The sequence below is a fragment of the Paenibacillus sp. FSL K6-2393 genome (assembly GCF_038002545.1).
Lineage (GTDB): Bacteria > Bacillota > Bacilli > Paenibacillales > Paenibacillaceae > Paenibacillus.
Window position 1 is genome coordinate 3,738,182 of sequence record NZ_JBBOCU010000001.1, and the last position, 22,374, is coordinate 3,760,555.

General features: G+C 44.1%; 16 protein-coding genes. 6 read left to right on the forward strand and 10 right to left on the reverse strand.

Annotated features, from left to right (window positions below; translation table 11 throughout):
• Positions 1–120: 120 nt before the first annotated feature.
• The 4 genes from nspC to MHI14_RS16485 all read right to left on the reverse strand — a co-directional run bounded on the left by nspC (position 121) and on the right by MHI14_RS16485 (position 5,798).
• Positions 121–1,248 carry a carboxynorspermidine decarboxylase gene (gene nspC / locus MHI14_RS16470; RefSeq protein WP_133384741.1) on the reverse strand — a complete coding sequence of 376 codons (1,128 nt, stop codon included), beginning with the start codon at positions 1,246–1,248 and terminating at the stop codon, positions 121–123.
• A 1-nt stretch (position 1,249) separates the two neighbouring features.
• Positions 1,250–2,488: a saccharopine dehydrogenase family protein gene (locus MHI14_RS16475; protein ID WP_017688530.1), complete on the reverse strand. Its 1,239-nt coding sequence runs from the start codon at positions 2,486–2,488 to the stop codon at positions 1,250–1,252.
• A 939-nt stretch (positions 2,489–3,427) separates the two neighbouring features.
• Positions 3,428–4,687, reverse strand: a complete 1,260-nt coding sequence (locus MHI14_RS16480) for a cytochrome P450 family protein (RefSeq protein WP_341130788.1) — start codon at positions 4,685–4,687, stop codon at positions 3,428–3,430.
• Positions 4,688–4,904: 217 nt separating this feature from the next.
• Entirely contained in the window at positions 4,905–5,798 is an 894-nt protein-coding gene (locus tag MHI14_RS16485; RefSeq protein WP_341130789.1) for a TetR/AcrR family transcriptional regulator, read from the reverse strand.
• Between the two features lie 236 nt (positions 5,799–6,034).
• Between MHI14_RS16485 and MHI14_RS16490 the strand changes: the two genes are divergently transcribed.
• Positions 6,035–6,682 (forward strand): TetR/AcrR family transcriptional regulator, encoded by a 648-nt coding sequence (locus MHI14_RS16490; RefSeq protein ID WP_341130790.1) that lies wholly within the window; start codon positions 6,035–6,037, stop codon positions 6,680–6,682.
• Positions 6,683–6,702: 20 nt separating this feature from the next.
• A complete protein-coding gene (locus tag MHI14_RS16495; protein WP_339309400.1) occupies positions 6,703–9,027 on the forward strand; it encodes an MMPL family transporter in 2,325 nt (774 codons plus the stop codon).
• 114 nt (positions 9,028–9,141) lie between these two features.
• On the opposite strand, the gene MHI14_RS16500 is transcribed toward MHI14_RS16495, so the two are convergent.
• Positions 9,142–9,897, reverse strand: a complete 756-nt coding sequence (locus tag MHI14_RS16500) for a gamma-glutamyl-gamma-aminobutyrate hydrolase family protein (protein ID WP_341130791.1) — start codon at positions 9,895–9,897, stop codon at positions 9,142–9,144.
• 215 nt (positions 9,898–10,112) lie between these two features.
• The gene (locus tag MHI14_RS16505) at positions 10,113–11,312 is read right to left on the reverse strand and encodes an MFS transporter (RefSeq protein WP_341130792.1); all 1,200 of its coding nucleotides are present in this window, start codon (positions 11,310–11,312) and stop codon (positions 10,113–10,115) included.
• 245 nt (positions 11,313–11,557) lie between these two features.
• Here MHI14_RS16505 and MHI14_RS16510 point away from each other — a divergent pair, with 245 nt between their 5' ends.
• Positions 11,558–12,430 carry a helix-turn-helix transcriptional regulator gene (locus MHI14_RS16510; RefSeq protein WP_249910725.1) on the forward strand — a complete coding sequence of 291 codons (873 nt, stop codon included), beginning with the start codon at positions 11,558–11,560 and terminating at the stop codon, positions 12,428–12,430.
• Between the two features lie 103 nt (positions 12,431–12,533).
• Here MHI14_RS16510 and MHI14_RS16515 read toward each other — a convergent pair whose 3' ends face one another.
• The 3 genes from MHI14_RS16515 to MHI14_RS16525 all read right to left on the reverse strand — a co-directional run bounded on the left by MHI14_RS16515 (position 12,534) and on the right by MHI14_RS16525 (position 18,069).
• Positions 12,534–14,519 (reverse strand): methyl-accepting chemotaxis protein, encoded by a 1,986-nt coding sequence (locus MHI14_RS16515; protein ID WP_341130793.1) that lies wholly within the window; start codon positions 14,517–14,519, stop codon positions 12,534–12,536.
• A gap of 243 nt (positions 14,520–14,762) precedes the next feature.
• On the reverse strand, positions 14,763–16,289 hold the full coding sequence (locus MHI14_RS16520; protein WP_341130794.1) for a response regulator transcription factor: 1,527 nt from the start codon (positions 16,287–16,289) through the stop codon (positions 14,763–14,765).
• Positions 16,290–16,305: 16 nt separating this feature from the next.
• The gene (locus MHI14_RS16525) at positions 16,306–18,069 is read right to left on the reverse strand and encodes a sensor histidine kinase (protein ID WP_341130795.1); all 1,764 of its coding nucleotides are present in this window, start codon (positions 18,067–18,069) and stop codon (positions 16,306–16,308) included.
• Positions 18,070–18,275: 206 nt separating this feature from the next.
• Here MHI14_RS16525 and MHI14_RS16530 point away from each other — a divergent pair, with 206 nt between their 5' ends.
• The 3 genes from MHI14_RS16530 (at position 18,276) to MHI14_RS16540 (ending at position 21,361) form a co-directional block, all read left to right on the forward strand.
• Positions 18,276–19,589: an ABC transporter substrate-binding protein gene (locus MHI14_RS16530; RefSeq protein ID WP_341130796.1), complete on the forward strand. Its 1,314-nt coding sequence runs from the start codon at positions 18,276–18,278 to the stop codon at positions 19,587–19,589.
• Positions 19,590–19,656: 67 nt separating this feature from the next.
• Complete coding sequence (locus tag MHI14_RS16535) at positions 19,657–20,529, forward strand: carbohydrate ABC transporter permease (RefSeq protein ID WP_036670879.1); 873 nt, start codon at positions 19,657–19,659, stop codon at positions 20,527–20,529.
• Between the two features lies 1 nt (position 20,530).
• Positions 20,531–21,361, forward strand: coding sequence for a carbohydrate ABC transporter permease (locus tag MHI14_RS16540; RefSeq protein WP_017688542.1), 831 nt, complete (start codon positions 20,531–20,533; stop codon positions 21,359–21,361).
• A 116-nt stretch (positions 21,362–21,477) separates the two neighbouring features.
• Here the strand turns inward: MHI14_RS16540 and MHI14_RS16545 are convergent, their stop codons facing one another.
• Complete coding sequence (locus MHI14_RS16545; RefSeq protein WP_133384730.1) at positions 21,478–22,182, reverse strand: SDR family oxidoreductase; 705 nt, start codon at positions 22,180–22,182, stop codon at positions 21,478–21,480.
• Positions 22,183–22,374: the final 192 nt, after the last annotated feature.

A 22,374-nucleotide genomic window follows, 5' to 3' on the forward strand; every position in this document is an offset into this window, starting at 1 on the left:
TAAACATCATTAAATCTAATCATTAAACATCATTTAACGTTAAAAAGGGAACCTGTCTCCAGGTCCCCTTCTTTGTTTTATTTTCAATTCTATATTAATGTTTACTATATAATGAAGTAATTATGCCAGCCTCATTTTGAAATCCTGATATCCGAATTCGCGAACAACTTCGCAATCGCCGTCTTTTCTTTTGACTGCAATCGCTGGAAGCGGCATGCCGTTGAACGTATTGGTTTTCACCATGGAGTAAATCGCCATGTCCTCGAATACCAGACGGTCGCCTTCCTGCAAAGGCTGATCGAATGAGTAATCCCCAATCACGTCACCAGACAGACAGGTTTGTCCACCTAGGCGATACAGATGAGCCTTCTCACCCACTTCTCCCGAACCGATCAGCGGCGGGCGATATGGCATTTCCAACACATCCGGCATATGACACGTAGCTGAAGTATCCAGAATAGCGATGTCCATACCGTTTTTATGGAAGTCAAGCACAGAGGTCACCAGATAACCCGCGTTCAGCGCAACAGCTTCTCCCGGCTCCAGATATACTTCTAGGCCATAGTCGTTCTGCATACGCTTGATGCATGCTTCCAGTCTTGGAATATCATAATCTTCACGTGTGATATGGTGCCCACCACCGAAGTTGATCCATTCCATTTGTGGCAGCCATTGTCCGAACTTCTCAACAACTGCGTTCAGCGTAGTCTCCAGATCATCTGAATTTTGCTGACACAGTGTGTGGAAGTGCAGTCCGGAGACACCTTCCAACAGATCTGCTTGGAAATCCTCTTGTTTCGCGCCAAAACGCGAACCCGGAGAACACGGATCGTAGATCTCGTGTCCTTCTTGAGTAGAGCATTCAGGATTGACGCGCAAGCCGACCTTACGGCCAGCTTGAAGCGCCTTATCCTTGAATTTTGCAAGCTGTGAAAAAGAATTAAAAATAATATGGTCGCAGATGGAGAGAATCTCGTCGATCTCTTCTGCGCGATATGCCGGAGCAAAGACATGGTTCTCTTTGCCCATTTCCTCGTGGCCCAGGCGTGCTTCATACAAACCACTCGCCGTAGCGCCGCTCAGGTATTCTCCAATCAGCGGATACATCGCAGTCATGGAAAATGCTTTTTGAGCGAGCACGATTTTGGCACCTGTACGCTGCATAACACCGTTCAGGATTTTCAGGTTTCTCTCGATAAGCGCCTCGTCAACAACAAAACATGGGGTCGGTAATTGCTCGAACCGCATTTTAACGAACAAGCTCCGATTCTTTAACTTCTTCTGGCAGCTCATCAACGAGTACCGGGTTGAAGTCTTCTACCCATGGGAGGCCCCATTTGTTCAACTCTTCCATGAATGGATCTGGGTTGAACTCTTCTACATTGTATACGCCTGGTTTGTTCCATTTGCCTGTCATGACCATTGCTGCACCGATCATAGCTGGAACGCCTGTTGTGTAAGAGATCGCTTGGGAACCCACTTCTTTGTAACACTCTTGGTGATCACAGATATTGTATACATAATATGTTTTGTCTTGACCATCTTTTTTACCTTTGAAAATACAACCGATGTTTGTTTTACCTACAGTACGTGGTCCAAGGGATGCTGGATCAGGCAGTACTGCTTTCAGGAATTGCAGTGGAATAATTTGTTTACCTTCATATTCAATAGGCTCGATTGAAGTCATGCCTACATTTTCAAGAGCTTTTAAGTGAGTCAGGTAGCTTTGACCAAATGTCATGAAGAAACGGATACGTTTCAGACCTGGCATGTTTTTTGCCAAAGATTCCAGTTCCTCATGGTACAACAGGTACATGTCTTTCTCGCCAACTTCTTTGAAGTCGTAGACACGTTTGATTTCCATCGGTTTTGTTTCAATCCATTCACCATTCTCCCAGTATCTTCCGTTCGCAGATACTTCGCGAATGTTGATCTCAGGGTTGAAGTTGGTTGCGAACGGATAGCCATGGTCGCCGCCATTGCAGTCCAAAATGTCGATGTACTCAATTTCGTCAAAGTAGTGCTTCAGGGCATAAGCGGAGAATACGCCTGTCACGCCTGGGTCAAATCCACTACCGAGCAATGCAGTAATGCCTGCTTGTTCAAAACGCTCTTTGTAATCCCATTGCCAGCTGTATTCAAACTTCGCTGTATCATGTGGCTCATAGTTTGCTGTGTCCATGTAATTTGTTTTAGTTGCAAGGCAAGCATCCATGATTGTCAGATCTTGATACGGCAAAGCAAGGTTCATTACGATATCCGGTTTAACTTCGTTGATCAGAGCGATCAGTTCGTCAACATTATCAGCATCTACTTGTGCTGTCGTGATTTTTGTTTTTCCGCCGTCCAGCTTGGCTTTGAGCTCATCACATTTGGATTTTGTACGACTCGCGATGCAGATTTCCTCAAAAACTTCGCTGTTTTGAACGCATTTGTGTACTGCCACGGAAGCAACGCCGCCGGCGCCGATGATTAGTGCTTTTCCCATTTTACATTCTCCTATCCCAATATGTATTTTTTTTTATTGGTTTAATACGATGACAACAACAAGACAACAAAAAAAGCAAGGTGAAAAATGCCCGCAATCGCGCATCATCACACTTGCTTATCGATATACATCATAAAAAAGACGTGAAGTCTCCATGACCAAAAAAGTTCACAAGAACTCCTTTGGCGGAAAGCTCCTTCATGTATATCAATATTGGATCAGAGTCTATATAGCAAATAATTCGCCTTTACCACTCTTATTGACCGTTTCACAAGTTGATGTGCAATTGCACTGGTTGTAAAGTAACCAACTTATAAAATTTGAGCTTTGAACTCAATCAATAAAGCAACGTAAGTTGCCAATCGGCGTTTGACCCGGCTGTCCGTATGGCCTTAACTTCCTGGTGAAGTGGTCAAAATTATCTGCTGGAAAGCTCTAATTCATATTGATAAATTAACTTCCCAAAATCACAGGTCTTACACTATCAGACGTTGAAAAAAAAATCAAGCAATTATCAAAAATTATTTTTTTGACCGGATTACGACTTGGAATGAAATTGATATCCCTCGAAGACTTTCAAGCCCTCTGTATTAAGTAATTCCCCTGTTACTTCAGGCTTTTGAGGACTTTTGTCAAATACTCCTTCACACGCGATCATGATGTTGCCACCAGCAATTTCCGCTAATTGATCATGGGCCGAATGGTTCGTTTCCTTCTTTGCGAGCTTGCAGAGCAATCTCAATGGTTTTATGCATAAAAAACTCATCTTTATTCATATAGTTTACCTCTACAACAAAAAATTATGTACTCATTTTATCCTTCACATTAAGGATCGTTCAATGACACGGCTAACCTCTATTCATTCCATTCTATCATCAATACAAATAAAGAGTATGACGAAAATTCGTCATACTCAGTGAGTCATACTAAGTTCATCTATTAAAATTTAACAGGCAAAGATGCCAATCCTTGTGATGACAAAGCAGAGTGCCAATGAATCTCTTCCTGAGGAATGCTGAGCTGAAGATCCGGTAGTCGACGTAAAAGCGTAGTAAACGCCACGTCCCCCTCCACACGAGCAAGAGGAGCGCCAAGACACATATGGATGCCGTGTCCAAAGGCCAAATGCCGTTTTATTTTGCGTTCAATATCCAATTCTTCCGGATCAGTGAATTGCTGTTCGTCCCGATTCGCTGATTTCAGGAGGGGAATCACAACATCTCCTTTTTGAATCAATTGTCCATCCAACTCCGTGTCCTGTGTTGCATAACGAGGACCTGAAGAAGTGGCGGGTCCGTTATATCGTAACAACTCCTCCACCGCAGAAGGAACCAGATTAAGATCTCGTTTCAGTTGTTTCAGTTGTTCGGGATGTGTCAGAAGAAGATAAGAGCCGGTTGCAATCAGATTGGACGTTGTCTCATGTCCAGCAAATATTAATAACGTGATCATGGATATTAATTCATCTTCATTCAATCGATCCCCCTCCTCCTCAATCGCAATTAATTGACTGATGAGGTCATCAGAAGGTTCTACTCGTTTGTTCGCCACAAGCTGTGAGGTGTACTCTGCAAATGATCGCAAGTGCTGCGCTACTGCAGGGTCCTGTTTACCAAAACCAAGACCTTTTGCAATGGCTTCAGACCATACATGGATTTGAGGTCGGTCTTCCTGAGGTATACCCAACATCTCGGAAATAACGTTGATTGGGAAAGGATAGGCATAGTCTTTTACAAGATCCATCTCTCCTTTTCCTTCGAATTGGTCAATCAACTCATCGGCAATTTCCTGGACGCGTGGACGCAGGCTTTCCATATATCTTGGAGTGAATGCTTTGGAAACCAGGCTACGCAGTCTACGGTGATCCGGTTCATCAACAAAGAGCATCGACTTTCCGGTAAAAAAAGTCTGGGGTTCCGACGAACCAAGCTCGCCTGAGAGATTCTTTCGAATATCATTGCCACTATCAATAGAGTTCATATCTACCGTAAATCGAGAGTGATCTTTCAGCACTTCCATGGCAACGTCCATCCGAGTTACAATCCAGGTTCGCCCTGCTCCACCCATTGGATTAGGTATAGGAACAACGGAACCTTTGGCACGCATCTGTGCAAACATGGCAAATGGATCTTTACTATTTTCTTCGCTAAATAAATTAAATTCTACTTTTTCTGAGGTCTGGTTATTCGAATGATTCATTATAATCTTCCTTTCGAAGTGAAGTTATTCAAATCTATGGAAATATATGTTCATTTCGATTATATACTACTAGTCTATTTATTTTCAAATATTATAGATTTAACGGCAGTAAACAACTGTTATAACACTATTTCATTTATATACGATTAGTATAATATTTATAATTACAAGCATAAAAAGTATAAAAAAAGAGGTCGGCTATTAGCCAACCCCCATATTAATTACGTTGTTTCACCAGTTCCAAATACCACCAACAGGCTTCACTCACTCTATTGGCTTCCGATTGAAACGCACTGGATTTGTACTCTTTGTGAAACGCTTGAAGTACCACTTCGATTACAGGAATATTTAAATCCTCTTGATCCTGTAATAACGCTAAAAGCCCCTTCGAAAGTTGCTTCAATGCTGCAGATTCCTTGGATTTTTGAACACGGTTGTTGAACTCATCAAATTCGATCAATACATTATCGATGTCCAGACCCATATCATGGTTACGCTCATCGGCATTCAGGAAATAGAGAGACTGAAAGTCGAAAATATGTTCATTTCTCTGGTGCATTGTTCTTAGGATCACTTCAATGTACGTTAGTACTTTTGGAACCACTTCGCTCCATACCGGTTTTTGCGTATTTAGACTTCTTGATGTGTTGGCAATCTGATGTAATATGCCATAGCACAATATTGCCCCTTCGTTGGCATATAAGCTAATATCGTTTCCGTACACCTGAATCAAGCGTGTGGACAGCCATTTTAGGTGAACTGTAGCCAGTTTGGCTGAGTTGATCTCCCCGGAATAAAAGCCCGTCCAATATAATTCCCATACTCGCTCTTTATTAGGTACAGACATAGGAATCGCAATCTGGTCTACGAGCAGATCATAATCCGATGTATAGTGATTTTGTTCAAGTTCTTTGCGAATGAAAACATCCTCTTGCATGCGCTGATCAATAATCGAATATAAACAGTCTTCTTTGGAACTGAAGAATTTGTAGAATGTGCCTTTGGATACACCTGATTGATCCAGGATCATCTGGATTGTTGTATTTGCATAGCTATGCTCTAAAAATAGTGCAAGTGCTGTTTCCAATAAACTTTGTTTACGACTACTCATGTCTCGTTATCGCCCCAAGTTTTTCTATTGATTTTAACACTCATTCCTCAGGAGTTGAAGTATTGATTCGCACTATAGCCGTCATATAAAATAATTGCACAATGAGTAAATTTGCACAATGGGCAACTTGTTGATATGATAAACCTCACAAAGTGCATATTCAGTAAGTGTGCTCTTCTTAAAAAGAATTAAACCATAGTCATTGGTATTGGAGGTGAACGCATAAGCGGAGAATGATGATTAAAAGAAACTTGCGACATTTGAAGAAAGAAGCCACTGAAAAAGCACTTGCTAGTGCTGCATTTGAACTAACCCTTGAACATGGGCTTGATGGCTTTACGGTCGAAGATATCGTACATCAGGTGGGTTGTTCACGTAGAACATTTGCAAACTACTTCACATGTAAAGAAGAAGCCGTAGCAAGAGGTGCAATATCCGTTCAGAATACAACGGAACTCGAAGAGTTACTTACCGAAATGCCCGACAATGTCTCCTTGCTTGACGTACTGTATAACCTGATCAAGATGCAGCTTACAACAGAACTAATTGGAAGACTTCATCAGCTGCTCTCGCTATCCCAGACTTATCCCGTGCTTGAACCGCATTACCTTGGAGCCATGCACCGGATGCAGACGCAGGCACAAGATACCTTATTAGACTTATCTAACGGGAAGTATGACGAGATCTATACTTATCTTTTGATCAACGCACTATATGGAACAATACTGCCATTAATTGATGGAAGACTCAATGTGTTGCTGCCCGGACAAGTCATTACTGAAGATACCAAGCCCGGCGCTTTAACCTTCGATCAATTTTTGGAAACCACGTTTAATCATTTACGGGCAGGATTCGAACATGCCAACCATCCACATTCATCATAGAGGGAGTGTAAAATAGAGAAATGTCTACATTATTATACAGAGTGGGGAAAACCGCTTTTAGCAAACCTGCCTACTTCATCATTGGCTGGGTTTTAATTCTGGGAATTGTCATCTCCATGATCAGCATCAATGGTATTCACATCAGTTCTGAAATGAAGATTGAAGGCACAGAGTCACAGAAGGTTTTGGATCAATTGGCAAAAGAACTGCCAGCCGCCTCCGGCGGTCAAGGAAGTGTTGTGTTCAAAGCTCCAGACAACGAGCGTTTGGATACGCCTGAACGTTTGGCGGCCATGATGAAAGGTGTTAATGAAGTTTACGGATTAGACAAAGTCATTAACCCTGCGGACTATGCAGCTGAAGCAGGTAATTCGGGTGCTCAGGCGGAAATGGCTCAGAATGCTCAGGCTACTGATACGGCGCAATCCGCAACAACCACGCCTCCTCCCTATGGACCTTTGATGGTGGATGGTGTTCCTGTACCTGGAATGCTGATCTCTTCGGACGGCAGCATTGCACTGTTCCAGTTCCAATTTACAATTGAGCAGTCTGCCATAACACAGGATGTATTTGATTCCGTTATTCAATCTGTTATGACGGTAGAGCAAGGAACCAATATTAAGGTGCTGCCGGGCGAAACGCTCAAAACGGTATCGATTGGAGTCGGCTCGGCAGAGATTGTCGGACTGGTCATTGCTGTCATTGTATTGCTGATCACCCTTGGCTCCGTTGTTGCAGCAGGTCTACCTCTGATCACTGCACTCCTCGGTGTTGCCATTGGAGTTGGTGGTGCGTTCTCCATCTCCAAATTCATCGAAATGCCTAGTGTCACTTCCGTCCTAGCTCTCATGGTTGGATTGGCTGTCGGAATCGATTACGCTCTCTTCATTGTTAATCGTCAACGTCGAATGATTATTGATCAGGGCTTGAGTGCAAAAGAAGCAACAGCAAGAGCCATTGGCACATCGGGCAGCGCAGTATTTTTTGCCGGATTAACCGTCATTATTGCACTGTGCGGTATGCTTGTCATCGGTCTCACATTCTTGTCTACGATGGCTTTGGTCGCAGCTGCCACCGTACTCATCAACGTATTTGTTGCTTTAACCCTGTTGCCAGCTTTACTCGGATTGGTAGGAGAACGCATCTGTTCCGCCAAAGCTCGTGAGAAAAGCACGAAACATCCTAAATCCACTAGCCGCGGAGTCGCGGACAGATGGGTGAAATTCGTTATCAAAAATCGTTGGGCTACCATTATCGCCATCATCGTCATTCTTGGTTTTGCCGCGACGCCGATTACCAAAATGGAAATGGGTATCCCTGGCGCTTCCTCAGCGAATCTGGATACAACAGCAAGACAAAGCTATGATGCCATCTCCGAAGGCTTCGGAGAAGGATTTAACGGGCCACTTATTCTGGTCGCAGAGCCTAATCAATCATCCGCAAAAGTTACACCGGAACTCTTGGGCGGTCTGGTGATGGAACTCCAAGGACAGAATAACGTTGCACAAGTCACACCGCTTGGTATGACAGAAGATTTAGCTATTTTCAGTCTCATTCCAAAAACGGGTCCTAACGATAATCTCACTAAAACACTGGTCACTGATCTACGCGCGGCTGATTCCAGCATCGCACAGACCTATGATGTGAAACTTGGAGTTACTGGACTTACAGCTGTAAACATCGATATGTCAGCCAAACTGGCGCAGGTGTTCCCTATTTATGTAGGTATCATAATCTTGCTCTCGCTGATCATCCTGTTACTCGTTTTCCGTTCGATCATCGTTCCCATCAAAGCAACAATTGGTTTCCTGCTTAGTATCCTGGCTACATTCGGGATCACAACTGCTGTATTCCAATGGGGCTGGCTGCATTCGCTCTTTGGTTTCGATACAGGCGGCCCGCTGCTGAGCTTTATGCCGATCATCGTGACAGGTATCCTGTATGGCCTGGCGATGGACTATCAAGTCTTCCTTGTTAGCTCCATGCGGGAATCCTATGTGCATGGTCATCGCGGGACCGAATCCGTTGTTCATGGATACAATCAGGTAAGTCGCGTGGTTGTTGCCGCAGCAGTGATTATGGTCTCTGTATTTGCAGGATTTATCTTCACTGATGATGTCATGATCAAGCAGATTGGTTTCACTTTGGCTGTAGGCATTCTGATTGATGCTTTCATCATCCGTATGGGCTTGGTCCCTGCCATCATGGCTATTTTCGGAGACAAAGCTTGGGCACTTCCAAAATGGCTGGATCGCATTCTGCCAAACCTGGATGTTGAAGGCGAGAAGCTGATTGCTTCCCTGAATGCTGAAGAGCATGCCAACACGAAGTCTGGATTAAAATAATCATTCCACTACAATCATAATGGTAATACCACGTTTACTCATCACGACTACATTCACCAATACAAAGACCTCCTCTGTTTTTATAAACAGGAGGTCTTTTTTCTTTTTCACATTTTATGCGGTTATGTCTTCAATATGGATAGTATAGGACGGGGATTTAGAAGCATTAACAAACGCCGCAAATAACTTTTGACTATAGTCATCTACTTTGTAGCTGTACTCTGGATGCCATTGCACAGCCAAAACAAATGAACGGTTTGGCATGACCACGGATTCGATGAGTCCATCTTCAGCGACAGCCACGGCAGTTAACTTATCCGACAACACCTTGATTCCCTGATGGTGATAACTGTTCACTTTTATCGTATCTGTTAGCAAAATATCGTATAGGATATTATTTTTCTCAATATGTACATCATGTACAAGATTCGTATACGGCGGACTTTGCTTATGATTAACGAACTTGTTCCCATGAAGTTGAAGACTAGTCGGAATGTCTTGATACAACGTTCCACCCAAAATAACGTTAAATAGCTGTAGTCCACGGCATATGCCAAAGGCAGGCTTATCAAGCTCAATTACCTTTTGTAATAATATCGACTCCATCATATCGCGTTCAATACATAATTCTCCACAGGTAACCTCCGCACGCTCATGATACAGCTCAGGATTGAGATCATGTCCCCCGGTAAACAGGAACCCATCGAACTCATTAGCCAACCTTGCTATGATCTCGGTATCTGTTGTCAAAGGCAGCATCATTGGAATTCCACCTGCTCCCTCTATGGCGTTCATATAATCTGGAAGCATCCAGTAACTTTTTTTGTCAGTATCATATAAAGGCAGTACACCAATCATCGGATTTTTCATGGCTTTACCTCCCAGCTTTTCATTCATTTTATCAGATCTCTTCCTATACAAATTCACTGAATTATTGCATTATCCTACCTCTATCATCTGCGAAGACGTTTCATCCCGAATGCTGGAAAACTAAAAAACAAACAAAGCCGCTATAACAGCGACTCTGTTTGTACTTCGAATACCACGAAAATGGATTCATCTGATTAGTTTAAACATCATCTCATCTAAGCGGCTTTTACTGTGGATGTTTCGTCTGTATTCACTTGGATTGAACGTTGGCATATCAGGGTAACGACAAAAGCCAGCAAAGCAAGCATCACAGCAACTGGAGGCACCCACTGGACACCACCCATATTGACGGCGATTCCCCCAACGCCGGAGCCTAACGCTATACCCACGTTCGCTGCCACAGGCAGGAGTGTAGATGCAAATGCTTTTGACCCCGGCGCGATCGTTCCAGACACATCAAACAAATATAACTGGGATGCCGCGCTCATGGAGGATGACAGACAACCAACCAGGAACAGGAATGTCAAACCCATCCACAGATTGGAAACGGTAAAACTCAGCCCTAGGAAGATGATGGCTTGAATTACGAAAAGTCGCTTGAGCTTGGGCAGGAAGTCACCCTTGGCTATTTTGGCACCAATCCAGTTACTCAGGATACTGCAGGCTCCATAGATCAGGAGTATGGCACTAATCCATTGTACTGGCACACCCATCGTCTCACTCAGGAGTGGCGTAATGTACGTAAAAACGACGAAAATACAGCTGTTTCCCAGTACAGGGATCAGACAGGCAAGCAATATGCGTGGCTTCACAAAGAGAGACATCTGATCACTGAACGAACCGGCAATCGTAGTTGTTTGGCGTGGCAGAATACGGAACATGAACAGCAATGGTACAACACCTATGCACGCCGTAACAACAAACGTCATGGACCAGCTTAGATGTTGTCCGATAAATGTACCGAGTGGAACACCTAGCACATTTGCAATTGAAAATCCGCCCAAAATCCAGGCAATAGCTTCCCCTCTTCGCTCCCGGTTCACTGCGTCACTTACGATTGAGATCGAGAGTGATATCGTAAGTCCACAAGCAACAGCCGAAACAATACGAATGGCCATTAGAGAATAAAACGTTGTTGAGAACACGGTCAACAGATTTAATGCTAGGACGATTGCAAATCCAATCAATATGGAACTTCTTCTGGATATTTTGGCCAAGAAGGCTACAGCAAACGGTGTACCCACCGCGTATGCAATCGCAAAACCGGAGACAAGCATACCCGCGGCAGCAAGCGATATCTTCATGTAACTTTCAATTTCTTTCAACACACCCACAATGACATACTCGGTTGTTCCCAGTACAAAGCTAACAAGCGTAAGCGTTAAAATAAGCAGGTTCTCTCTATTTCTAGTCATAAATCAATTCTCACTAATCCTTTCCAATGTTGCAAGCGCTTCAATTCTGTCTACGATCATTAATTCATGTATTTTCTGCTTTCCCATCCCTCCACTTTCGATATATAGTACATTTTGGATAGTGAAATTGTACTGTCAGATACGCCATGCCGACAATCAAGGTTGTTGTGGTTTTGTTCCAAAACATTATATATGTTGTCATTTCAGCACAGACTTTCATTACATATTTTGAAGGGAAGACATAGATGAATACACATCACGAACCCGTCCAACTGCATCCAAATCGAGATTGCACCATTATTTATGTAGGCAAACTGGCCGACAATCCCCATTGGAGCTTTCCGACTCATAAACATGACGATCTGCATGAGATTATCTACGTAACTGAAGGCAAAGGATTGTTCACCATTGACGGCACCAAACACTGGGCTCAAAAAGGTGACATGCTCATTTATAATAAGGGTACTCTTCACGAGGAAAAGTCCAATCCTGAATTCCCGTTATCCACCTTTTATTGCGGCTTTCGTTTTACAGAAGGCACTCACACCCTTGGGGATTGGGTCATCCCTCCCTCTAACAAACCGATCATTCGAGCAAACCGATATTCCGATGAGCTCCATTCGTTAATGCAGACTCTCTTCAATGAATTTTCAATCCGGGAACATGGTTATGAATCTATCTCTGGGCATGTCCTGAAAGCCATACTTCTGATCATCGATCGGCAGTCCCGTCAACAGCATCCTATTGGGGAGCGTAATGGGAGTAACAACCTTGCTGAGAGCATTAAAGACTATTTGGATACCAACTATCGTCAAAACATTAAACTTAAAGAATTAGCAGATCAATTTCATATCGATTTTTATTACTTAATTCATATGTATAAAAATCACTATGGCACTTCTCCCTATCATTACCTGATTCAACGAAGAATGGGGGAAGCTACCCGATTATTAGTATCAACCAACAAAAAAATATGGGAAATCGCCAAACTGGTCGGTTACGATAACCCCAATTACTTTACAATTTTATTTACCAAAACGGTTGGTGAATCACCACGAAGTTTCCGAAAAAAGAATCAAAAGGATATGTTCGGGGATGAGGCCTCACATTCTTACTAATCTCTCTAGTCTCTCTAAGCGCAGAAAGGCGCTCCATTTGGGGAGCGCCTCTAGGCCTTGCACATCTCTTACATATCTCTTTACACATTTACTTATTTCTACTCTAGAGCTTAAATCGGCGAACCAACTCTTGCATGTTCTCAGCTGTTTTGGATAGCTGTGCAGAGGATGCAGATATCTCCTCCATTGCCGCCATTTGCTCTTGGGCTGCTGCTGAAGTCGTCTGAGCGCTATCTGCCGACACTTTAGAGATATGACTCATCGCGGCAACTGTAGCCGAAACTTCTTCCGTGCTGGCTGACAACTGTTCGGAGACAGCGGAAATATCCTGAATTTGATCCACGATATGCGTTGTATATTGTTCAATGTTGGATATGGTTGCGGAAGCTTCTTGGCTGATCCGCATGCCTTCACCAACTTGATTGCGAACTTTATCATTCATAAGAGATGTGGATTTGGCAATCAGATCGAGCATTTTGCCAATGGTAGCGCCAATGTCGTCCGCACTCTGTTTGGATTGCATCGATAGCGTGCGCACCTCACCAGCAACGACAGCAAAACCTTTACCGTGTTCCCCTGCTCTTGAAGCTTCAATAGAGGCATTCAGTGATAGAAGGTTGGTTTGCCGAGAGATATCCGCAATCGCTTCATTCATTCGATTGGCTTCGGCGGACAGACTGGACAGCTCATTAATCAATGCCGAGGTTTCTTCAACAGCTCCGAGAATATGTTCCATTTGTTCTCCGACCTGGTTTATGGTTTTCCCACCCTTAGCAACAGCGCGCTCCGTCTCTTCAGCCGAATCAACTATGGCACTCGCAGATTCTGCAATTGTACTGATGCCTCTCGCCATCTCTTCTACGGCATTTGCGGTTTGTTCCGAATTTTCCGCCCCAACGATAGCTGATTCCGCAGTCTGCTGCATGGTTTCAGCCACATGTTGAACCGATTGGGTGGTTTGTTCTGTACTTTCCTGAATCATTTGGGAAGAGTGGCTTAACAACGATGACGTCTGATGAAGTTCAGCAACCACCGATTGAAGGGAACTGGTCATTTGGTCAAAATCATTTGCCAATATACCAAATTCGTTTTCGGTTTTAAGATTCACTCGTTCCGACAGATTCCCTTCGCTTACACTGCGGGTGGCCTTTCGCAGTTTTTGCATAGGTACAATAAAAGATCTCAGAATGAAGAAAATAATTACACCGGCAATCAATACAGATACAGCAATGACCGTTAGACTCGACACCATGATGGGTTTCGCTGCGGCGATAAAATCTTCATGGCCCATCAAAGCAATGACATTCCAACCCGTCAAAGCATTAACACCGTTATATACCTCCAGATCATACGCCAGATCCGTTCTGACAAATTGGGAATATGCCATCGGTTCATCGGAACTTGAAGCCGTATTTGGATGGACTGGAATTCCCTCGATGAGTGCTCCGCCGAGCTCTCCTCCCCCACCTTTTACAATGGCACCAGACCAAGCTGCGATGGTTCGATTGGAGTCAACCACAATGAGGCTCCCATTACCTCCTACATCCACATAAGATATTTCTTTTGCTAATCGCTCCAGATCAAGTTTAATACTTGCTACACCTTGTTGATTTGAAAGAGCCTTTGAAATTTCTACATAAATCTTCCCGGATACCGGATCTTTCATAATACTCGAAAAATAGAGTGATCCATTGTTACTTATACCATTGGTGTACCATTCTGTGCTGCGTGGATCAAATGTTGCATCCTCTACTGCTGGAGAAGATATAACACTGCCTTGGTCGTTGCTTACGGTAATGGCAAGAATATCAGGATATGTATCAGCTAACTGGTCGATTCCTACTTGTAGTGCTTCGTTGTTCGCCTGACTGGGATCGGAGCCATACATACTGTCTATATAACTCAATAATGCTGCTTTTTCCCCTACCAGATTGTTAATATGCTGTCCTGCCATCGTTAATATGGTATTGATGGGCTCTGTCATTTTTTGTTGCACCTGATCTTTGGCACTATGATACGAGAAATAACCGATAAGTGCAGTGGGGATAATAAGCACCGCAAGGAAAGCTGCAATGAGTCTAGTACTCATTAATCGTAAACTGGCTCCTCCTTTCCTATAAAATGACCTTTTTTTCTTTTTCTTTTCCAAAGTGAATCTTCCTCTCTTTATCCATTTTTGGTAGAATCAATCGGCAAGTAAACGCAAAAAAACCCATATATATGCACACCCAAAGAAACTTTGAGCGTAAATATACATAGGTATTGCCTGAATGAATTCAGTAACAAGCCGTATTTGTTTAGTATTATAACATAAATAAAAAGGGTTTGTTAACTATGATTGGGTCTTTATACCAGACATCTGTTGTTTATAATCCGTAGGACTTAGCCCCGTATACTCTTTGAACACCTTCGAGAAATAGTGCTGATCGCTAAACGACAGCAAATCGGATACTTCCTTAAATTTCATGTCCGGTTGACTTTCCATCAGTCTGCAGGCTTCCTGAATGCGAAGCTGGGTGTAATACTGAACAAACGTGATTTGCGTTGCATTTTTGATCACTCTGCTGACGTACGACGGGCTAACGTGAAACTTCATGGCAATGTCGTTGATAGACAATGGAGAGTATTTATTTAGTTTTACGTAATCGTCAATCTGTTCGAACAGGATCGCCTTGCTTTTTCGAACGTGGGATTGCAGCATATCAAAGCACTGTCCCGTCCATTCCGTCAGTTCCCGGCAAAAATCGGCATAGGACTGTGCCTGAGCGAATTGTCTTGACCGAAGCTCCAGCCCCAATCTCATGCCCGAGCCCTGTTCCTCGTATAGATGTGCAAACGTGTCTACAATCAATCCGATAAACCGCTCCACCTCGGTCATATGTACATTTTCCTCTGCCCATCGATTCAGCAATTCGGATAATTTAAGAGCAAATCGTTCTTTCTGCCGAGCCTGTATCATCTGTACAAAAGCAGATTCCTGCACGGGATCCAGACAGCCTGTCTCAGATCTGGCCATCGACACCGGATTCCCGGTATCCAGCACTATTCCTTGTTTCAACCGTTGCTGCTCAGACAAAATGGACGACATGCGGTGATAGAGCTCCGGCAGATTACCAGACTCAGCGAATAGAAGTTGTCCTCCAATGATTGCATCGATGTCATGCGCAACCAAATGCCGTCGCAACGATTCAAGACATTCATGTACGGAAGAGTACACCTCAAGTGCACTCTTGTTAACAAAAGCAACAAATTGATATGGGGTTTGACTGGTGTACACACGACAAGGATGGAATGCAAAAAAATCCTGCACTATACCCTCAAGTTCCACCTCCACCCATCGTTCATGCCCTGCGGTAAAAGGCTGTTTGCTCATAATGATCATCATCTGGCTGAATAAAGGCGGAAACTCCTCCCCCTGTTTCGGCGTAGTCTCACATTGGGGATGAATGATTTCCTGCAAATCCAGCAGTTCCTTGGACATCTGTTGATCAAGTTGGTCAATTACCCGACCCATGACTTCTTCAAGCGCCTCTCGCTCGACAGGTTTTAACAAATAGTCAAACACTTGCAGGTTCAATGCTTTTCTTGTGTATTCAAAATCGCTGTACCCACTAATTAGAATGACCTTCAGATCCGGGTTGGCAAGCTTGGCTTGCTCAATCAGGGACAGGCCATCCATTTTTGGCATTCGAATATCTGTCAACAGCAGATCAATCGGTTCCTGCTTTAACGCTGCCAAGGCTTCCTCTCCATTCGTTGCCGTAGCCGCTACACGAATCGGGAAGTTGAGCGTTTCCAGGAGCATTTTAATATTACGTAATATCGGTTTGCTATCCTCAACGATCATAACGTTATACATCGCCTATGCCTCCTAGTTAGTAAAAATCCTTTGTCAGTGAGCCGATGATTTGAATCGTTGCTCCATGTTGCTCTTCCGCATGATTGTTAAATATATTAATGAAGAGCCGGTTGTTATACATTAGTTTGAGTCGATTGACGCTATTGATAATCCCCATGTTACCAAGGGCTGTGGCACGATTGGCCGTCTGGTTCATTCCGGAATCCGATGCCTGAATACTGGCTAAAATCTCCTGGATCTTATCCGGTGGAAACCCCTCTCCGTTATCCTTAATTTCCAAAGCCCATAATCCGTTATATTGCTTCACGGTAATCTGGATACGCCAAGGCGGCGCGGTGTTGGCAAAGGCATGTTCAATGCAGTTTTCCACAAACGGCTGAATGACCAACCGTGGCAACCGGATTTCGTTCGCCAGCTCGTCTGCATGGATATCCCACTCCAGATCCTCTTCGTACTTTTGTTGTACAAGGGATAGATAATGTCTTGTATGTTGGAGCTCCTCAGCCAAAGTCACATGCGCGTATGGTGAAGAGACAATATAACGCAGACTGTCCGAAAGATGTTTGCACATATCCGATACAACTTTGGTCTTCCCCTCTTGGGCGGCAATACTGATCAGGTATAGAACATTATGAATAAAATGAGGTGCAATCTGGGCTTGCAGCGCCGAATTACGCGCCTTTACTTCTTCATGAAGCGCCGACTTTTCCCGGTCAATCGATTGCTGCAGCCTCTCCATCAGATCCTGAAAGGCTTCATTCAGCAATAAGAGATCGTTATTCTTCGGCGTTTCATCCACTTTCAGATTCATATTGCTGTAATTCATGCGCCAGATCTGACCGCGCAGCTTGCGGATAGGCAGCAGCAGGTTACGTGTCGACAGGAAGATATACACAAACGAAACCAGCATCAGTGCTGTAATCAGCAGAATGGACATCGTCTGAACCGAATGGATCGAACCCAGGACAGATTTTTTGGGCGTTATGATATACGTGATCCAACCTGTACTGGGTGAAGTGGAATGCGTGATATAATTGTCGTTTTTGTCCACATCCAGTCCCTCGTCTGATGAAGGCTTTGTCCAATTGGCAAATATCACACCCGCTTCCGAGCCCGTCATCTGCTCCCCTTGTTCATTCAGAATATAGACATCGCCAGCGGTAATACCCTCCGTTAGATTCTGTATATAGGCCTGTTCCATCTGGATGCTAAGATAACCGTACACCTTGCCGTTCTGATCATTGATCGTGCGCACAAAGGAGATCGTATCGTCTTGACGCAGCAGAACAAAACCACTTTCCGTCCAATCTCGTCCGATCTGACTACTCTCCATCATGGTGTTCAGGATTGCGGGAGGATTGTCCGAACCCAGATATGATGTCAGGAGAACCCCGTGATTGTCGTAGATGGACATGTCCTTGATATTCATACTCGGCCCGATGGCCTGAAACATGATGTCTTTGATGATCCGAATCTGCTTCAGCCTTTCATAATTACTATGCGCTGAGGAGCTCTTGTCCATGGCTGCAAATATATTTTTGCTGGATAATATTCGCTGTGACATCTGGTTCTGTTGTTCTACGTAGAGATCAACTTGCTCTCTTACCTTCGTAGCTGTAACGAGCGTATCCTGCTCTGTTTTCAGTTTGAGCGGGCGGACAACGATCACATTCACATAAACGATAAAACAGCCCAGCACGAACAAAAGCAGAGCCAGAAATGTCAAAAACACCTTTGTTTGCAAACTGAATTGAGTTGCTTTATGTATGAGCTTTGCCATTCTCAGAGATGCCCTCCTGTTCTGACATGATGTGAAATCCCTTACATTCATGTCTACTCTATCACGGTATTTCATGAAATGATAGCGATTTCAAGTTCAGGATTTTACACATCAACGTTCAAGCACAGACATGTACCGGGGCGAGAAAAGAATCTATAATCGGACTTGTAAACGGATTCACTAAACGTTTTAGAGGGGGATTTGCATTGAAAACAATAAAAAGAAAAAAGGCGATTTCTATTATTCTGGCCAGTTTATTATCGGTCTCATTAACGGCATGTGGATCAGGAGGTACGGATTCCGGCACAGCTGCTGGCGGGGACAGCAAGAGTGGCAAAGTTACATTGGAGCTGGCCATCTCTAAAAGTTCTCAGGACTCTGCTTTCATCCAGCAGGACATTCTTGATGCATTCGAAAAACAAACGAACATTCGTGTCAATTTGCAGCTGATTCCAGCGGAACAAACAACAACGGTACTGCAAACCAAACTGGCTGTAGATGAAACGCCTGACATTATTCAGTACAATCTGGCGAGCGCAGTCACAGACCTAAACCTTGAACGTAACTTCGAGATTCTGGATAACGAGCCTTGGGCGAGCAGAATTGTGAACAAAGACGTCCTCTCTTCTGGTGGTCATCTCTACAGCTTCCATGTCAGCCAAGATACGGGGATGCAAGGGGTCGTTTATAACAAACAAATCTTTGAAGAACTCGGGTTATCGATTCCAACCAACTACGAAGAATTCCTGGCAATCTGTGAAAAAATCAAAGCAAGTGGCATTACACCTGTATTCATGCCTTATAAAGATGCCTGGGCTGCCAACATCTGGCCTGCTGCAGCTTTTGCCGATTTTGTAGCCAAAAATGAACCGACTTTTTTTGATGAGTTGAACAGCAATAAGAAAATATGGTCTGATATCCCGGAATTCAAAACATTCCTGGAACAACAATACGAGATTTACACCAAAGGGTACACCAACACGGATGTGCTTAGTGACAGCTATGACATGGCCGTAGGTAAATTCCTGAACAAGGAAGTTGCCATGATGTTTATGGGCGATTGGTTAATTGAAGGCGTTGCCGAGCAGGATCCAAACATGGAACTGGGCGTATTCCCGATTCCATCGTCGGATAATGCCAGTCTGGGTGCAAGTCCACTGGGCGGACAACTGTTCATTCCGAAGAAATCCAAACATCTGGATGAAGCCAAACAGTTCCTGGACTATATTGCTTCCAAGGATGTCGCACAACAGATCGTCGATTCCAAAGGATACGTATCCAATTTCAGTGACGTCACCACACCAGAATTGCCGGCTTACAAGCAGGATATTGTAGACAACTATATTACGCCGAAGAAAACCGTGCTGACAACGGATGCTTTCATGCTGGTTGATCGCAGCGAACTGTACCGATTGTTGCAGGATCAATTTGCAGGCGGATTGTCACCTGAAGAAGTACTGAAATCCTGGGATGAGAAGTTCAGTCAGCTAATGCAGGATAAAGGTGTAGAAGGTTTCTAAAGAGTGAAATATAAGGCAGCATAACAGATCGACCGTTATGCTGCCTGGTTATAACGGAGTGTGAGACATGAAAAGGACTAAAAATCTGTACTCGTATTATATGATATTTCCCGCACTGATTATCTACTCCATCTTTTTCGTTGTGCCTGCTCTCGCCGCTTTCTATTATTCATTCACGGATTGGCGGCTGGATCGGCTGGAGCTGAAGTTCATTGGGTGGGATAATTTCCAGAAAATTTTCTCGGACAAAACGCTTATTCTGGCGCTGAAAAACACGGCGATATTTGCAATTGTCACCGTTGTTGGCAAAAATGTCATCGGCTTATTGCTGGCTGTAGGACTTAACATGCGATTAAGAACAAAGAACCTGCTGCGTGCGATCTTCTACTCCCCTTCCATTCTCAGCATCCTTGTGATCAGTATTCTGTTCACTCCCATGTTGCGTACCGAAGGTACAATCAACAATTTGTTGGAATCTGTAGGGTTACATTCATTAAGCCAAGCTTGGCTTACTAACCCATCGATTGTTATCTGGACAATTGCCATCGTATCAATCTGGCAGAGCGCCGGGTTTCAGATGGCTATCTATCTGGCTGGTCTGCAGTCCATTTCTCAAGAATATTACGAAGCCGCCAAGATTGATGGCGCAAGTTCGTGGAGAAGTTTTTTCAAAATCACACTCCCACTCTTGCTGCCCGCGATTAACATTAACCTGATGCTGACATTGATCGGTGGACTCAAAGTGTTCTCCGAAGTATATGTCATGACCGGTGGTGGCCCGGGTAACGCTTCCCAGGTCGTAGGTACGATCATTCTGCGATCTTTCGGCGAAGGAAACTGGGGACTCGGTACCGCGGTCAACACACTTCTCTTCGTGGTCGTTACCATTATTGCTATACCGCTATTGATCTTCATGCGGCGTAAGGAGGTTACGGAATAACATGGGCTATACACGCAAACTCGCCATCCGCAACTATATCGTGGAAGGTTTCCTGATTCTGGCCTCTCTTATCGTTCTGTTGCCGCTTGTCATTCTGATCTTTGGTTCTTTCAAAACCAGCGCCGAAGTGCTCAGTTTTTCCCTGAGTTTCCCGGAAACATGGCAGTTCTCGAACTATGTTCGTGTCTTCCAGGAAGGTGGACTGTCGCGAGCGTTCTTCAACAGCATTTTGATTACTGGCGTATCTTCCATCATTAATATCGTTGCTTCTTCGGCAGCGGCATTCATTCTGGCACGTCGGGAAACCAAATTATCCGGCACGATCTACATGTATTTCTTCATGGGATTGATTGCGCCAATGTCGATTATTACGACCATACGTGTTGTACAGGGATTGGGATTCTACGGCAGCATCACAAGTGTTATCCTAATCTACGCCGCGTTAAATACAGCCTTCAGTGTATTCTTGTATAGTGGATTCATCAAAACCATTCCACGAGCACTGGACGAAGTGGCATTTCTGGAAGGAGCAAGTGTGTTCGGGGTGTTCTTCCGCATCGTCACACCGCTCATTCTGCCCGTTAACGCAACGGTAGCCATCATGGTGTTCATGTCCGTCTGGAATGACATCACGATTCCGGTATACTTCCTGACAGACAGTTCCACATGGACGATGCCACTGTCGATCTACAATTTCTACGGCAAATATAGCCGGGACTGGAACCTGATCTTTGCCAATCTCGTGCTCACTTCGTTGCCTGTATTCATTCTGTATCTATTTGGGCAAAAATATATTGTCAGCGGCCTCACAGCCGGTGCAGTTAAAGGCTAAACCTTAATTGTCACCGTTCTTGAGGGAATAGAATTGGAGTATTCATGACGTACTCAACCCCCACCATATCTGGTGGGGGTTGTTTATTTATAGCGAGAAAATGTATCTACACCTCTCTATTTTTGAAACAATTGTGGGTAAAGGGCTGCAACACCACCAGCAAGACCCTGTTGTACATTCCGACTGGTATCATCAGCAAGAATCTCGTAGAGATCCGCTTCGATGGAATCTATTGCAATTTTGGCAATATCCGTTGGGCTCGTTTTTGGTGCGTCGATACCTGCCGTCATATCCGTATCCATGAACGCTACGTGCAATCCGGCAACGCTAACGTTCTTAGGGGCTAATTCCAGACGTAATGCATTCGTAATTCCCCACTGAGCGGATTTTGCAGCTGAATATGCACCTGAGTTACCAAGGCTGAGCCAAGATAGAGCGGACAGGATATTCAGTATCGACCCTCCCCCATTCTTCTCTATCACCGGTGCAAACGCACGAATCATTGAAAGCGTCCCGAATACATGTGTATTGAATTCCAAGTGAATATCGTTCAGCTCACCCGTGAGCAGAGAAGCACCCGTAGCGGAACCAGCATTATTGATTAGAAGGGTTACATCACTAGCTACCTCAGCTGCAGCCATGACAGATTGTGAATCAGTAATATCGAGTTGCAGTGGAATAACCCCCGGCAGATCAATGGATTCAGGGTTTCGTGCGCCAGCATACACTTTGGTTCCCCTCGCCAGCAGTTCAAGAGCAAGTTCCTTGCCCAACCCTCGATTAGCCCCACTTACTATAGCAACTTGTTTGGAAATATTCATTTATTATTACTCCCTCTCATTGAGAATGTATTCATTTTTGAGCTGTTATGGGAATGATCATTCTCATAACTCTCAATAACAATCTATCACATCGGGAACGATCAGTAAAGAATAACTTTTATGTTTCATGTCTTTATAAAAAGAAGATGCCCGATAACCTTTGAAATAAGGCTCCGAGCATCTTTCTTTGGT